Origin of the sequence: Paenibacillus sp. (genome assembly GCF_035645195.1) — a bacterium.
In the GTDB taxonomy this organism is placed as follows: Bacteria; Bacillota; Bacilli; order Paenibacillales; family YIM-B00363; genus Paenibacillus_AE.
The window spans coordinates 153,405-168,222 of sequence record NZ_DASQNA010000041.1 but is presented as its reverse complement, the minus strand read 5'-3'; the positions used below and the strand labels follow the sequence as shown (position 1 = coordinate 168,222).

The following is a 14,818-nucleotide window of genomic DNA, read 5'->3' as shown; positions in this document are numbered from 1 at the left end:
CCGTCGGATGTCATTCCGCGGTCAATTCCCTAATGTCCGCGATGTGCCCGATCGGAGCGACGCCCATCCGGCGCATGCTCGGCTCGTCCGCCCGGTAAGCGACGAACGGGATGCCGGCGGCCGCCGAAGCTTTGCCGTCCGCCCACGAATCCCCGACCGAAATCCATTTCCCCGCCGCTATGTCCCGAAACCGTTCCAGCACGTACAGAAATCCGTCGGGGGCCGGCTTCAGCGTACGCATCATCTCCCGGCCGACGACGCAGTCGAACGCTTCGTATATTCCGTTGTCGCGCAGCGCCCTCACCGCGGCTTCGACGGAGTTGTTCGTGACGACGACCAACCGGCGATTCCCGCGCAGCCGGGCGAGCGCCTCCGGGACGCCGGGCTCCAGCTCCGCGTTCTCCATGCCGAGCAGCTCGAGCCGTCTCGGAATGTCCCACATTTCCCGAATCCACTGCTCGGTCATGCGGTTCGTATTCATCGCCGCTTCGATGACGGTCGCCGTCGTGTGCGCCTCCAAATTCATGCCGCTCGGCAGCACGCCGCGGGCAGCGAGATACGCATGCGTCTCCGTCTTCATGCGCGCGAAATCGATGTTTGACCGCAGCAGCGTGTTATCCAAGTCGAAGATGATGCCTTCCGCTCGAACTTTCATGCGAAGCCTCCCGCCCGACGCCGGCGGAAGCGCGCGTTCGCGGCGTTCCGCCGCCTCGAAAATGTCTCTTTCAGGGTTTCCATCCGGCGATCTGTATGGTATTCTGTAACTAACGAAGCCGAGTGCGGCGAACACTCGGCTATACAATTGGCTTGGATGGGTTTCTCCCTTCTAAGTCTCAGGACACGAAAACCCACCTCCGGCGAGCAACCTTGGGGTGGGTTTTTACTTTCTCTTGTAGTGATTTCCGATGTACGTTAAAAGTGCTATGACGAACGTTCCGAATAGGATCATGATCGTAATCGCATCTTTCAACTCCATGGTTTCACCCCCTTTCGAAGGGAAACCATGACCCGCCCAAGATTCAATTGTACTTCATAATTATACCATGGGAATTTCTACAATGATAGAATGTATGTTCCTATTTTTTTAGTTCGCCAAATACGGAATGACGGATCGTTCGCGTTCGCTGCGTGATCCTCATTCCTTCCCGCCCTCGACGCTGGCCGCCCAGCGCGCGCTGTTGCGAATCAGCCTTCGATACGGTTCTACTTGGAACGACGACGCATTGTGTCCCGGCTGCAGATACACGACTCGGCCGAGTCCGTACCGCTGCTCCCATCCCGCAGGAATGCGCGCGCCTTCGAACTCGTATTCCAAGAATACGTTCCTCGGCGAGAACGAATCGAGCTCGAACATATACGGCTCCTCGTCCATCTCGAACGGTGCGACTCCGTCCATCAACGGATGTCCGTCCCCGGCCGGAACATACTTCAGCGGTTGATACGGCGGATGAGTCGTGAACTTGCCGCCAACCATTTGCGCCAGCTCGTAGCTCGCTTGGATGGATATACCGGTATGGACGACGAGCAGTCCCCCGCCGCCCGCCACGTAACGAAGCAATCCGGCGGTTTGTTCCGGCGTCGGGCCGCTCCGCAGCCAGCAATCCGTATAGCTGATGCACAGCGGCAGCCGCGACGGCTCGAGCCGCGCGAACGCGTCGTAATCCTCCGTGCCCGTTACGTCGAACTCCTCTTGCAAAATCTCCTGCATCGCTTTCAATGCCGGTTCTAGCGGGTGGTACGGCGCGTCCGTATCGTCCCCGATCATCCATGCCTCAAGGCGCAAACTCATCAATGATCTTCCTTTCCAGTAGTATGTAACATGGACGGAAAGGCGGCCGGTCGAACGAACCAGCCGCCTGCACGTTATTGCCGTTCCATCACGGCGAAATAATTGTCTTCGTCATCCGAGAAATTGAACACCCGTCCGGTAGGCATCGTCACGATTTCGCCGACGTTGACGTTTTTGTTCTTCAGATCGCCGTACAACCGGTCCAGATCGTCGGTGAAGAACATCAGGGAAGGCGTGCCGAGATTCAACCCCGGGGACATTCGGGCGACGAGCTCTTTATTGTGCAATACGATGCTGGTTTCCGCGTCCGCAGGTCCTACTTCGATCCATTTCATCTCGCCGAGGCTTCCTTCGGACACGATCCGAAAGCCGAGCTTTTCCGTCCAAAAATCCCGAGATTTGTCTTGATCGTTGACATACAGCATAATTTGACCGACTTTCCGAATCATCGCGCTTCCCACTCTCCTGGATTTTATGAGGCGAATCTTCTATCTTGCCTCTACGAAACTATTATACCATGGAAAAAATGCCAAAGGGATGCGCTTTCAAACGAAACTCCCCAAACCGGGGAGTCGATTACGCTTCTATGATCCGATGCGTATGCGTATACACGTTCATCGACTCGCCGCGGATGAAGCCGACCGCCGTAATGCCGAGGTCGTCGGCCAAATCGAGGGCGAGCGTCGTCGGCGCCGATTTCGAAAGGACGACGCCGGCGCCGATTTTCGCGACCTTGAGCAGCACTTCGGAGGAGATGCGTCCGCTGAAGGCGACGATCGCGTCCTTCGTCGGCACGCGCCGCTGCAGGCAGTAGCCGTAAATTTTGTCCAACGCGTTATGGCGGCCGATGTCGGCTCTCGCGACGACGACGGCTTCGGGCGTGCAGAGCGCCGCGTTATGGACGCCGCCCGTCGCGCGGAAGCCGCCGGACGACGCCTGCAGCTCCGCCATCAGCGACCGGCACTGCCGCGGCGTCAGCGTCACCGCGCTCGTCGACGTCTTCGCCGTCCGCGCGTCGTTGTGGAAATAAAACTGCCGGCTCTTGCCGCAGCACGAACCGATGAACCGCTTCGAGACGGTCGACTTGCCCGCCGCGTTCGGATTGACGAGCTCGACGCGGGCGAAGCCGGCGGCTTCGTCGACCGCCAGCGACTTAATGTCGCTAGGAAGCCGAATGACGCCCTCCGAGGCGAGAAAGCCGACGACGAGCTCCTCCAAATCGGCGGGCGTGCACACCATCGTGGCGAAATCGTCGCCGTCGAGCCGAATCGTCAGCGCGTATTCGACCGCGATCTCGTCTTCCTCGTCCCGCACGCCGTCGGCGCCGTAGCGCACGATGCGCCGCCTGAGCGAAACGCGTTCGCCGGCGAAGTCGTCCATGCCGCCCCCTCCTTCTTCATTAATGAACTTCCGTCTCCAATTCCTCGATCCGTTTCTCCGCGTATTTCGTGTCTTTGAACGCGAAGAACGTGTCCGCGCGTTCGACGACGACGGCCGCGTTATATTCGGGGATGCCCGCGTGCGGCTCGTAGACGCCTTTCGGTATCAGCACGTTGCCTTCGGGCCAATAGACGGCGACGTTGCCGCGGCGCGTGTCCGCGAACTTCGCTCGCCCGTGGAACGTGCCGTACCGGTTGTACGCGACGATGGCCTCGCCGTCCCGGATGCCGAGCGCCTTGGCGTCGTCCGGATGCATAAGCACGTCGCGCCGATCCGCGTCGTTGAACGGGTCCTTGTCGCTGTAGACCATCGAGTTGAACTGCTTGCCGCGCCGCGTCGTCACGTAGAAATGCCCCTCCGGCTTCCGCAGCTCCGGCAGCTCGATCGGGATCAAGCGGCCGCGCCCGTCCGGCGTCGGACAGACGCCGCCTTCGCACAGCCAGGAGCCGCCCCATTGAAACACGTCGCCGCGCGCTTTCAAATGCTGGATGCCGTCATAGTTCGGGTTCGCCTTCGCGATTTCCGCGCGGATCTGCTCGGCCGATTCGAACGCGATCAGGTGTTTGCGCTCCGGTTTGACGCGGGAGGCGAGATCGACGTAGATCTCCCATTCGCAGCGAGCTTCCTCGATACGCGGCCCTTCGATCTCCGGCGAGAAATACACCATCCGCTCGGTAGACGTCGAAGTGCCGCCGCCTCGCTGCTCGTACCGCGTCATCGCCGGCAGCACGATCGTCTCCTCCGCCGCGTCGACGAGCGTCGACGTGTTCAAAATAATGTCTTGGTGTACCCGCAGCTCCACCCGTTCGAGACATTGTCGGACGAATTCCGGGTCCGGCATCGTTTCGAGAAAATTGCCGCCCGACGTGTAAAACACCTTCAGCCTCCGCTCATGGTCGTCCGGCAGCGTCGCGTTCTCGAGCGATACGCCGACGATGTCCCCCTGCCATTCGGGCAGGCGGAAGCCCCACAGCCGTTCGATTCGATCGATCGTGCGCGGGTCGAATTCTCCGCCCGGCAGCGAGAACGGATCGGCCCCCATCTCGCCGGAGCCCTGCACGCCGGAATGGCCGCGAATCGGCATGACGCCGCAGTGCTTGCGGCCGAGAAAGCCGCGCAGCAGCGCGAGGTTGACGACCTGCGTGATGTTGTCGGTGCCGAACCGATGCTGCGTGAGGCCCATCGACCAGACGAAGACGCCGGACTTCGACCGCGCCAGCAGCTCCGCGAATTCCCGGATCCGCGCCCGGGACAGCCCGGACGACCGCTCCAGCAGCTCCCAGTCCTGCTGGAGCGCATGGACTTTCAGCTCCTCGAGCCCGGTCGTATGTTCGCGGACGAACGATTCGTCGATCGCCGAGCCGGGGCGTTCCTCCTCCATCTCGAACCACGTCTTGATGACGCCGTTCATGAAGGCGATGTCGCCGCCGATGTTCACCTGATACACATCATCGACGAGCTTCGTCCCGAACAGCGCGCTATCCGGGATCGACGGAATCCAATACTGTTCCATCGAAGGCTCTCGATACGGGTTTATCATAATGATTTTCGTGCCCTGCCGCTTCGCCGCGTACATATACTTCGTCGATACCGGCTGGTTCGTCGCCGCGACGGAGCCCCAGAACACGAGCACGTCCGTGCCGATCCAATCCTGGTAGTTGCAGCTCGACGCCCCGATGCCGATCGACCGCTTCAATGCTGTCTTGCTCGGCGAGTGGCAGATGCGCGAAGCGTTGTCGATGTTGTTCGTGCCGAGGAAGCGAGCCGCCTTCGCCGCCGTATAATACACTTCGTTCGTAATGCCGCGGGCCGTCAAGAAAAACGCGAGCTGCTTCGGGTCGATCGAGCGGATTTTGGCGGCGATCGCGTCCATCGCCTCGTCCCACGTGACGCGGCGGAACCGGCGCTCCCCCTTCTTCCGGCGCAACGGGTACGGCAAGCGCCCCAGCTGGCGCAGCTCCGCGCTGCTGAGCCTCCGCAGCTCGTCGATGTCCGCGTGCAGCACCTCCGGGCGAATCGCCGGCATCGTATTGAGCCGCAGCACGTTCAATCGCGTCGTGCACAGATGCGGCCCGGTCAACGTTCGATCGTACAGCCCGGATACGCCCAGCGCGCAGCCGTCGCAAACGCCCTGCGTCAAAATGCGGGCCGCGTATGGCAAATTGTCGCGATTATCCCAGGCGACCTTCAGCGTGTCCCGAATATGCTTCGGCTTGATTTTGCCGAGTCCGAACGGGACCGGACTGACCCACAGCTTCGGATCCGGCGTGCTGGGCAGTCGAATCGGCCCAGGATGCTTCGTAGTCCCCATCATGCTCACCTCATTGCCATTATATTCAAGCGCCTCCCGCCCAAGCGGAACAAAAAACCGCGCACGTCCCCCGATGTCGATCGGTTGTCGAGGATGCGTGGCGGTTAGTCTAGAGCAGGGTCGCTGCCAAGTGCCAACCTGCGCGCGGGCGGTCGAACAGCCGCCTTCGCGTCATGCGTGTCCGGCGCCGGGCGACCCGTTCGCCGGGCCGCCGCGGCCGAATTTCTCTTCCAAATTGATGTCGAACACGAAAATCGAAATGCCGTAATCCTTCTCGATGTCGATGTCGACGTACAAATCGACGAACTTGGCGCCGAGAAATTGTTCCATCTCGACCGGATGATGCTTCCGGTACATCGATTTCACCATCTCCGTGCGCGCGGCGCGAAGCATCGGTTTGCCTTCTTTATGCTCCGCGATGAACTTCTCGACCGGGGATAAATTGCCTTCGAGCTCGCAGATCGCCCAATTGCGGCAAAACGTCGTGCGGATATGGCTCGGGCCTTTCCCCATGTGGCGCTTTCGAAACGCGCGTACCAGATTGCTGAATTCCGCTTCGTATTTGTTCATAAGTGCGTCGTTCCTTTGGACTGCCGAATTTTCGAAGTAAGCGATTCCAAGACGAACTGCGTCCCTCCGCGTTACGAGGCGATCGTGCGCGTGTTCGCGTTCGCCGCTTGGCGCTCGTTCTCCTCCCGAAGCCGGCGAATGTCGATGCGGATCAACAGCGACACGATTAAGGCGACGACGAACAATCCCGAGAAAAAGACGAGACTGTTGGCGTACGACCCCGTCGTATCCTTCATCCACGCCGCGAACAGCGGACCTGCCAGCCCCGCCGCCGCCCATGCGGTCAAGATGTAACCGTGGATGGCGCCGAGCTGCTTCGTTCCGAACAAATCGCCGATGTACGCGGGAATGGACGCGAAACCGCCTCCATAACAAGTATACACGATAGCTAGCATGATCTGGAAGGGAACGGCGGCCGTCGTGAACGGCAGCAGCGCGAACAAGACGATTTGGAGGGCGAAGAAAATCGTGTACGTATTCGGGCGGCCGATATAATCGGACACGCTCGCCCAACCGATGCGCCCGATCCCGTTAAACAGTCCGAGCACGCCGACGAGCGCCGCCGCCGCGGCCGTGCTCATCCCGATGCTCTCCTGAGCGAGCGGCTTCGCCGCCGACAAAATCGCGATGCCGCACGTAACGTTGATGAACAGCATTACCCATAAATAGTAAAACCTTCTCGTTTTGATCGATTCGTTCGCGGTCAGTTGGGACAAATCGACGGCGATGCGCTTCGCTTTCGATTCGAGCTTCGCCTTGAACCCGGCGGGCAGCCAGCCTTCCGGCGGGCGCGCCATATACAGCGAAGAGCCGCCCATGACGAGGAAGTAAGCGGCGCCGAGCACGAAGAACGTGTTCGCGAGCCCGACGCTCGTAATGAGCATTTCCATGATCGGACTCGAAATCGCGGCAGCGAAGCCGAACCCCATAATCGCGAGTCCCGTCGCCATGCCCCGCTTATCCGGAAACCACTTGACCAGCGTCGAGACGGGCGCGATATATCCGACGCCGAGCCCGATCCCCCCGAGTACGCCGTAAAACAAATACAGCAGCTCCAGCGAGCCGGCGTTCACCGCGAAGCCGGAGCCGAATACGCCGACGCCGAAAAACGCAGCCGAAAGCAGCCCCGATGCCCGAGGTCCGTACTTTTCGACGAAGTGGCCGAGAAACGCCGCCGACAACCCGAGAAACAAAATCGCCAAGCTGAACGTAAACTGCACCTGCGACGCGCTCCAGCCGAATTTTTCGATGAGCGGGTTCGTAAAATTGCTCCAGGCATACACCGATCCGATCGAGATGTGAATGCCGACGGCGGATGCCGCAATCAGCCAACGGTTCTTTGTCTTCGCCATATCCTTCACAACTCCTTCTCCTTGGAATACGTTTCGCCCCGGACAAAAAGAAAACCGCCACCTCCGGCCCCGATGAAGCGAGCCAAGAGAATGACGGTCGCCGTTCGCCGCAGGATCGCTACGGGAACCAACGTTGTCATGCCGCGGGATGGAAGACCGGAAAACGGGAGAACAGGTTCGCTGCTTCGCCGCCGACCGGCGCCCTTCCATGAGCGCACAAGTAATGTTCGGACAAAATTTCCATCTCCTATAGTAACATGACAGCGGTTACATGACAAGGAGCGCCGCGAAGAAAGTTGAGCCGATGAGCCGCGAAAGCGTCATTTGCCGAAGCCGAGCGCGTTCAGCTGCGCGACGGAAGAGTCCATATACGTCTGATAATTCATCGTCGTCTCCAGCGTCTTCAGGAAGTCGTCGTACTCGGCGAGATCGCGCTTGCCGTATATGAATTTCGCGAGCTCCTCCTCGATGAAGCGGTACGCGTCCGCGCCGTTAAATCCTTCCGGCGTATCGATGAAGCCGTTGAGCGATTGAATGCGCGGCTGGTCGTTCGCGAACTCGATAAATTCCGCCTGCTTCGCGAACTTCGCCTGCAAGTATTCCATCTCCGGCCGGCCCGTAAATTGATACAGCCACGAATAGCCGACCTCGCCCGCCTTGTCGGTCATGACGGGCTTGCCGCCTTCCAGATTGTAATGCACGCCTTCCACGCCGAACTGCACGAGCATCGAGCCGCCGTTCGGGTCGCTGATATAGTTCAGCAGATCGAAGACGCGCTGCAGCTTTTCCGGATCTTTCTCGAGCGCCTTCGGAATCGCGTATCGCCCCGGCGTCGCCCCGATGTCCCAAGAACCGTAGTTCGCGCCGGCCGGTCCCGCCGGCGGTTCGATTTGAATCCAATCCGCGTTCGGATTGACCGTCTTGATTTGTTCGACGAACTGCTCCTTGGTCATGTTCGGCCAATCGATATAAATGATGCCGGCCTGCCCTTTGATCGCCTTCTCTTGGTGCTGCAGCCCCGCGTTGGCGAGCAGCTCCGGATCGACCGAACCGCCGTCGATCAACGTTTTGATGAAGGCGAGCGCGTCGCGCATCGCCGGATCGTACAGCGCGTTGACGACTTTGCCGTCTTTCTCGTAGAAATGGCCGGGATCGCCGACGCCGAACGCGCCGAAGATGGGCGAGAACGCGCCGAATCTGCCTCCGGTCAAGCCGAACGTGTCCTTTTTGCCGTTGCCGTCCGGGTCGTTTTTCGTGAACGCCTCCGACACCGCTTTCAATTCTTCGATCGTCGTCGGCACCTGAAGCTGCAGCCGATCGAGCCAATCTTTGCGGATAAAGAACGTGTTGTACGGAATTTGCGGCGATTTCGAAATCGCGAACAGCTTGCCGTCCACCATGCCCTTCTTCACGCTGTCCTCGCCGATGAACGTCTGCACCTGCTGCAGCTGATCCATATACGGCGTTAGATCCAAAAGCAAACCTTGTTTCGAGAACTCGACCAGCTGCTGGCGGTCGACCGCGAACAAATCCGGGAAATTGCCGGACGCCATCCGAACGTTCAGCTGGTTTTTGTAATCGTCCCCGGAAGCGTACACCGTCAAATTCAAATCGATGTTCAGCGCCTTATCCAGCTCCTGCTTGATAATATCTTTGTCGGGCGAAGGCAGGTTGTTGCCGCCTTCGATAATCTCCAGCTTGATTTTTTTGTTCGACGTCTCTTCCTTCTTCCCTTCGGGAGCGGCGGCGCCGCCGGAGTTCTCCGCCGGTGCGCTGTTCGCCGGCGATCCCGCGCCTGCGCCTCCGGAGGAACAAGCCGTCAAGAGAACGGACGCCAGCAAGACGACGGCGACCGAGAGCGAATACAGCTTCTTACGGATCATGTCGATGAACCCCTTTCTGCATTCTAATGATATGGTACGGACGGCCGCGCGTCTGGCCAGTTCCCGCGCGGCGATCCGGCTTACCCTTTGATCGAGCCGAGCAGCATGCCTTTCGTGAAATGCTTTTGAATGAACGGATATACGATGAGCACCGGCAGGCTGGCGAGAATGACGGACGCCATCTGCATTGTTTGGGTCGGGGTGACGTTGTCGGCATTCTCGAGCGGCTGCTGGCTCTGCATCAAAATTTCTCTCACGACGACTTGCAGCGGGAACAACGTCCGATCCGTCACGTAAAAGACCGCTTGGAAAAATTCGTTCCAGTGACCGACCAAGTAAAACAACCCGATCGTCAATATGACGGGAACCGACAGCGGCGTTACGATCTGCAGCAAAATTCGGAACTCCTTCGCCCCGTCCATGCGGGCCGATTCGAACAGCTCTTCGGGAAGCCCTTCGAAGAAGCTTTTCATAATGAGCACATTAAAGCTCCATATCGCATTCGGCAGGATCATCGCCCAGACGGTGTCGAGCAAGCCGACTCCTTTCACCGTCAGGTAGGTCGGGATCAAGCCTCCGTTAAAAATCAAGGTGAACAAGATCATCAGCAAAAACCATTCCCGGCCCGGCAAATTTTTGCGGCTGAGCGGATACGCCATCAAGGCGGTTAATACCAAGTTGATGGCGGTCCCGACGACCGTAATGAACACCGTCACCTGGAACGCCTGCGGAATGTTCGATTCCGTCAGCAGCGTCCGATAGGCCGTGAACGTAATTTCTCTAGGGATCAGAATGAATCCCCCGTTGCGAAGCACTTCGCCGAACGGCGTCACCGACACCGACACGACGTACATAAGCGGGAAAACGGCGATCAGCGCGCAGAAGACAAGAATCGAGTAGACGACGGCGTTGAATACTTTATCCTCTAGGCTTCTTACCATATGCCTTCCCCCCACCGCTTCGCGACTTGGTTCGCGGCTAACACAAGCACCATGCCGATCAGCGATTTGAACAAGCCGACGGCGGATGCGAGGCTGAAATTCAGCTGCTGCAAACCGGTTCGGTACACCCAAGTGTCGAGAATGTCCGCGACCGGGTACACCTGAATGTTATATAAGATGTAAATTTGGTCGAAACCGGCGTCCATCACATGTCCGAGCTTCAAGATCAGCAGCAGGACGATGACGTTGCGAATGCCGGGCAGCGTTATGTGCCAGATCATGCGCAGCCGATTCGCGCCGTCCACCCGGGCGGCTTCGTACAGCGTCGGGTCGATGCCGGCGATGGCGGCGAGATAAATGATCGCGCCCCAACCGAGATTTTGCCAGACGTCCGAGCCGACGAGCATGCTGCGGAACGTATCCGTAGACGTCAAGAACGGAATCGATTCGCCGCCGTTCTCGACGATCCACCGGTTGACCAGCCCCCCGTTCTGGGAAAACAATGCCAGCAGAATGCCGAAGATGATGACCCAGGACAAAAAGTGCGGCATGTACGTCAGCGTCTGCACGATCGATTTCAGCCATCGAACGCGGCATTCGTTCAGGAGCAGCGCCAGCACGATCGGGGGGATCGTCCCCCACACGAGCTTGTAGAGACTGATGAGCAGCGTATTGGTCAACAGCTGGCTGAAATAAGGCGATCGGTAAAACGCCTCGAAATGTTTGTACCACGGGTTCGCCCATCCGCTGCCGACGATGCCGTCCATGATCGAGAAGTCTTTGAACGCGATGATCATGCCGTACATCGGGAAGTAACGGAAGACGACGTAGTATGCGACCCCCGGCAGCAGCATGAGGTATAAGGGCCAAAATTTGCGTATCGATCGAGCGACCACGGCCATGAATGTCACCTCTCCGCACTTGTTGTAAACGCTTGCATTTCTGTATTTAGTGTATCCGAGGTTCGATTCGGGCCGTTATACACAAATTCCGAAATAATGTTCGAATTTTTGACCTGACGGTCGCCGTTACTCCGGCACGTACGCCTCGAGCGGCACATCGATGCGGACGACGGTGCCGGCGCCCTTGCGGCTCGCGACTTTCAGCCCGTGCGGTTCGCCGAAATGGATGCGGATGCGCTCATGCACGTTGGAGAGACCGATGCCGGTAAACCGGTGCTTGGACGGTTCGGCCGCTTGCTGCCGCAGGGCGGAACGGATGGCCGTCCGGTCCATCCCGGCGCCGTCATCCCGCACGTACAGCCGCAGCCTCCCCTTCTCCGCCTTCGCTTTTACCGTCACCGTGCCGCCGCCTTTCGGCGCGATGCCGTGGAACAGCGCATTCTCCACGAGCGGCTGCAGCGTCAGCTTCAGCATGCGGCAGTTTAGCAGCGACGGGTCGACGTCGACGGCGTACGCATACCTCTCTCCGTAGCGTACCTGTTGTATTTGCATGTACATGCGCAGTCCCTCCAGCTCCTCCGCCAGCGTGACGAACTCCGATTGCTTGTCGAAGCTGAACGTCAGCAGACCGACGAGCGAACGAATCGTCTGCCGCACTTCGGCGATTTGCTGCTGCTTGGCGAGGCTGCTGATGCAGGCGAGCGTATTGTACAGAAAATGCGGCGCGATTTGGCTGCGCAGCATTTTCAGCTCGTACTCTTTCTTCTGCTCCTCCGCCCGCTTCGTTTCCTGGAGCAAATTATGGATACGCTCGAGCATCGCATTGTAACTTCGCGCGAGCCGTCCGATTTCGTCCTGCCGTGTTTCGGACAGTTTGGAGACGACCTGCACGTCGCTCAACCGATCCATTTTCTCGACGAGCCGGCGGATCGGCTTCGTGAACGAACGGGACAGCATGTAGGCGCTGAACAGCAGGATCATCGCCCAGGCGATCGAGGCCGCGCGGTAGTTTTCGTACAATGGCTGCAAATCTTTGTAAAACGAATCCTCGGGGATGAATGCGATCAAGGACCAGCCGAGCCGGTTTTTGCCCGATTTGACGACGACGAGCGTATCGCCGCCGATCCGCAGACTGTCGACCCCGACCTTGAGCTCCGGCAGCCTCTCGACGAAATCCGGCTCAAGCTCGGGCGGATACGTTCTCGGTTTGACGGGAAGCAGCTTCTCGGACGGATCGATCCGGTTGATGACGTTGCCGTCTGCCGAAATGAGCGCGTATGACTTGTAGATGAGCGGCGCGATGCGGGCGGCGAGCAGGTCGAGATCGATTTCCGCGATGACGACGCCCTTCAGCTGCTTAGCCCGATCCGTCACCGGCATCATATAGGCGAGCGTATGACCCGACAAGGGGGAACGGTACGGTTCGCTCACCCGGATGGCGCCGTAGTTGCCGAGCGCTTGCTTATACAAGGAGTGCAAATGCGGATTGCCGATGATTTCGTAAATCGTTTGCGAATTGGAGAGGACTCGTCCGTCGGTACGGACGAAATACAGCGTTCTCGCGACGGAGCTATTGTAATTGGCGTAGTCCTGCAGCGTGCGGACGGCCGCCTCCTCGCTGCCGGGCTCCAGCAGCTCGTGGCGGGAAGACAGCAGCAGGAGCATATTCTCGACGTTGTCGAGGCTCGCGTCGATGAATTGATTCGTGCGGGCCACGAGCAGCTCCGCGTCGGTCGTCGCCCGCTCCTTCAGAAGCCGTTCCGCTTCGTTCAAGTTGTTCCAAGCGAGCAGCAAAAACATCGTCAGCGTGACGGAAAACAAATAGATGAATTGCTTCGTCGCGATGCCGAGCTTTTGGAACTTCAGGATCCATCTCATGGCCGTCCCCCGTCCTGCCCCGGTTCCGGCGAACGGCCGCTTTTGAAATCGGTCGGCGCGATTCCCGTCCAATTGCGGAACGTGGACGCGAAATACCGGTAATTCGGGATGCCGACCGCTTCGGCGATTTCGTACACCCGCAGCGTGGAATGCTGGAGCAGCTCCATCGCCTTCTCCATTCGCAGTCTCGTAATATATTGATTGACCGATTCGCCGGTTTCGTCTTTGAACAGCCGGCTGACGTATTCCGGGCTTAAGCCGACGTGCTCCGCGACGCGGGCCAGCGACAGCGCTTCATGCAGATGTTCTTTAATGTGCCGCTTCGCTTCCCGAATTTCCGGACGCAGCCTCGCTCCAGAGCTCTGCACGGCCCGAACGGCGCTTTCCAAATCCGCGGACAACCCCTCTAAGCTGTCGGCCGCGGCGAACGACGGAAGGTGCCAGTGCCGCTGCGCCGCTCCTCCCTCCCGTTCCCGTTCCGACAGCCATTCCGTCCACCACCGGATGAGCCACCGTTTCAGCGCGTCGGGACGGATCCGTTCGCGGGCGCACCATGCGGGAAACTCCGTACGGAAAAACCTCAGCAGCCGCTCCGGGTCGGCGTCCGAGCGTTGCACCGAGACGCGAAGAAATTTGCGGTGCCGCTCGGACAGCTCCCCCAGCGGCCGCTGCGGCGAACCGGCCAGCACGATCGGCTCGTCGTCTCGCTCGTAAAACAGCCAATCTATCCAGTCCGTCTGTTCCCCGAGCTTTGCGAGCGCCTCCTCGCGCGTGCGGACGACCCCGGCGATCCACGCCCGGCATACCGGCGCCCTCCCGGCGGCGTCGCTCCCGACCGCCTCCGCGATCGAGGAGAACAGCTGGATGAGCCGGTCGGCGACGGATGGTTCCGGCTCTTCTCCAGGGAAAAACAAAGCGAACTCCTCGCCGGGCAAGGCGAGCCAACCGACGCGCTCCCGCTGCTGCCGCTCGAACGCCGTCAAGGCGTCAAGCAACTCGTCGAACGCGAACGGATCGTCCGCCGGGAGGCGAATCCGCAGCCGGACGCAGCGTAACGGGAAACGGTCGCCGATATCGAGCGTCTCCCAGCGCGCCCCGCCGTCAACCGCGGCGGCGCCGTCGCCCTTCACACCGCGCAGCAACGACTCGAGCGCCTTCGCTTTTCGCGCCTCCCGCTTTCTCGCTTCCTGCCGCCGCGCGTCGGTTTCCCGCTCGATCGCTTCGCGCGCTTTGGCGATGGCGCGCAGCAGCTCTTCCTCGTCCATCGACACCTTCAGGATATACTCCAACGCCCCGATGCGGATCGCTTCCTGCGCGAAGCGGAAATCGCTGTGGCAAGTCAGCAAAATGATTTGAACTCCCGGATACCGGCGGCGCACTTCCTTGACGAACGTCAGGCCGTCCATAATCGGCATCGTAATGTCGGAGACGATGACGTCCGGCGGCTGACGAGCGCACAGCGTCAGCGCTTCCTCGCCGTTCTCCGCTTCGCCGGCCCATCGGGCGCCGCACGCGTCCCACGGGAACGCGCGCAGCTCTTGACGAATCGGCAGTTCATCGTCCACGACAAGAACGTTCAGCGGTTTATTCGTCATATGGAGATCTCCTTTCCGCACAGAATGTAAGCGTTAGCATTTCATGTATGTATTATCCTTCCGCACTCGGAAACCTGCAACCCGAACGGAATAACCATTTTACCCCAGTTCACGCACGCAAGCCGACCCCGCCCCGATGAATCGGGCAAGCTCGGCT

The 14,818-nt window shown here is 59.6% G+C and carries 13 protein-coding genes; all 13 read right to left on the bottom strand.

Features of this window, described 5'->3' with window-relative positions; translation table 11 throughout:
- Positions 1 to 10: 10 nt before the first annotated feature.
- Positions 11 to 655, bottom strand: a complete 645-nt coding sequence (locus tag VE009_RS23020; RefSeq protein WP_325011753.1) for an HAD family phosphatase — start codon at positions 653 to 655, stop codon at positions 11 to 13.
- A gap of 225 nt (positions 656 to 880) precedes the next feature.
- On the bottom strand, positions 881 to 976 hold the full coding sequence (locus VE009_RS23015) for a putative holin-like toxin (RefSeq protein WP_325011750.1): 96 nt from the start codon (positions 974 to 976) through the stop codon (positions 881 to 883).
- Between the two features lie 159 nt (positions 977 to 1,135).
- Complete coding sequence (locus VE009_RS23010; RefSeq protein ID WP_325011748.1) at positions 1,136 to 1,789, bottom strand: ThuA domain-containing protein; 654 nt, start codon at positions 1,787 to 1,789, stop codon at positions 1,136 to 1,138.
- Between the two features lie 74 nt (positions 1,790 to 1,863).
- On the bottom strand, positions 1,864 to 2,238 hold the full coding sequence (locus tag VE009_RS23005; protein ID WP_325011746.1) for a VOC family protein: 375 nt from the start codon (positions 2,236 to 2,238) through the stop codon (positions 1,864 to 1,866).
- Between the two features lie 127 nt (positions 2,239 to 2,365).
- The gene (gene fdhD / locus VE009_RS23000; protein WP_325011744.1) at positions 2,366 to 3,169 is read right to left on the bottom strand and encodes a formate dehydrogenase accessory sulfurtransferase FdhD; all 804 of its coding nucleotides are present in this window, start codon (positions 3,167 to 3,169) and stop codon (positions 2,366 to 2,368) included.
- A gap of 19 nt (positions 3,170 to 3,188) precedes the next feature.
- Positions 3,189 to 5,540: an FdhF/YdeP family oxidoreductase gene (locus tag VE009_RS22995; RefSeq protein WP_325012148.1), complete on the bottom strand. Its 2,352-nt coding sequence runs from the start codon at positions 5,538 to 5,540 to the stop codon at positions 3,189 to 3,191.
- 171 nt (positions 5,541 to 5,711) lie between these two features.
- Entirely contained in the window at positions 5,712 to 6,110 is a 399-nt protein-coding gene (locus VE009_RS22990) for a DUF2294 domain-containing protein (protein ID WP_325011742.1), read from the bottom strand.
- 71 nt (positions 6,111 to 6,181) lie between these two features.
- A complete protein-coding gene (locus VE009_RS22985; RefSeq protein ID WP_325011740.1) occupies positions 6,182 to 7,462 on the bottom strand; it encodes an L-lactate MFS transporter in 1,281 nt (426 codons plus the stop codon).
- A 320-nt stretch (positions 7,463 to 7,782) separates the two neighbouring features.
- Entirely contained in the window at positions 7,783 to 9,345 is a 1,563-nt protein-coding gene (locus tag VE009_RS22980; protein WP_325011738.1) for an extracellular solute-binding protein, read from the bottom strand.
- 80 nt (positions 9,346 to 9,425) lie between these two features.
- Positions 9,426 to 10,286 (bottom strand): carbohydrate ABC transporter permease, encoded by an 861-nt coding sequence (locus VE009_RS22975; RefSeq protein WP_325011736.1) that lies wholly within the window; start codon positions 10,284 to 10,286, stop codon positions 9,426 to 9,428.
- Positions 10,280 to 11,188 carry an ABC transporter permease gene (locus tag VE009_RS22970; RefSeq protein ID WP_325011734.1) on the bottom strand — a complete coding sequence of 303 codons (909 nt, stop codon included), beginning with the start codon at positions 11,186 to 11,188 and terminating at the stop codon, positions 10,280 to 10,282. Before VE009_RS22970 ends, VE009_RS22975 begins: the two co-directional genes overlap by 7 nt.
- 126 nt (positions 11,189 to 11,314) lie before the next feature.
- Positions 11,315 to 13,066 (bottom strand): sensor histidine kinase, encoded by a 1,752-nt coding sequence (locus VE009_RS22965; RefSeq protein ID WP_325011732.1) that lies wholly within the window; start codon positions 13,064 to 13,066, stop codon positions 11,315 to 11,317.
- A complete protein-coding gene (locus VE009_RS22960; protein WP_325011730.1) occupies positions 13,063 to 14,661 on the bottom strand; it encodes a response regulator in 1,599 nt (532 codons plus the stop codon). The genes VE009_RS22965 and VE009_RS22960 overlap by 4 nt, the downstream gene beginning before the upstream one ends.
- Between the last annotated feature and the right edge of the window lie 157 nt (positions 14,662 to 14,818).